This window comes from Mesorhizobium sp. M0437 (assembly GCF_040321335.1).
Classification (GTDB): Bacteria; Pseudomonadota; Alphaproteobacteria; order Rhizobiales; family Rhizobiaceae; genus Mesorhizobium.
The window spans coordinates 1-924 of sequence record NZ_JAMYRK010000235.1 but is presented as its reverse complement, the minus strand read 5'-3'; the positions used below and the strand labels follow the sequence as shown (position 1 = coordinate 924).

At 56.1% G+C, this 924-nt stretch carries 1 protein-coding gene; it reads left to right on the top strand.

What is annotated here, in order from left to right:
* Positions 1-351 precede the first annotated feature (351 nt).
* The coding region (locus NKI72_RS35210; protein ID WP_352852286.1) for a transposase at positions 352-924 on the top strand (573 nt) is incomplete at its 3' end.

Below are 924 nucleotides of genomic sequence, written 5' to 3'. Positions count from 1 at the left end.
CCCGAAAACAAGCGCGTCCAGCTCATCCGCCGCCATGGGAAGATTAGTTCCCAAGAAAATTTGGATTGCAATCGCTCCAGCCGGATTGTGCACAGTCATCGCGCGCCGCTGGCTAGACACCTGAGCATCGCGCGTATGGATGCAGCTCTAAAGATCTCTCCATCACCTCTCAGTAGGTATGTTTTGCCCCGATGATTGAGCCTGTCGCCCAAAGCCCATGACACATCGCTTGCTCGTTGCGTCGCTTCTCCGATAAAGCACGGCGAGAGCGACAGATACCTTCGCGTCGGATACTCGCAAATACGAACAGCGACTTGGCTTGCAAGTCGTCCCCACATCAAGGAACAGACTATGAAGCGCCAGATCCGGCCATTTGTCGTGGAAGTGAAACAGAAGCGCGGCAAGCAAAAGCCAGGACATTCGATCTGGGGCGATCGTGACCTGTCCAAGATTGTCACGGAGATGACGCAGCCGGCTGATCGTGCTCAGCCCCCAAATTCCCAGCTTATTGACTTCAGTATAAGAGCCATTGATGCTGAAGAAGGAGACAAACCACAAGCGGAGCATGTTATGGCCGATTTTCAGGACGCTCAAACTGTTCAGACCACAGTAGCGCCAGCCAAAGTGGAAGTGCCTGAATCGAAGAAGAAAATCCCGCGAGCAAAGAAAGCGAAGGCAGAGCTCGCAAAGCCGGCCCGCAGGAACGGGGCGAAGCCAGCGCCCCAGGCCGCTGAAGCTCCGGTGGCAGTGAAGACGGCCCGCAAGACATATTCCGAGAAGGAGCGCGCCCAGAAGCTTGCCCAGATCGAGAAATCGATCGCTGGCGGCGCGACCAGCAAGATTGCGGTCGGCCAGGCCGGCATATCCGAGCAGACCTACTATTCTTGGAAAAGAGCTGCCGCACCTTCTTTCGACAACGGCGCT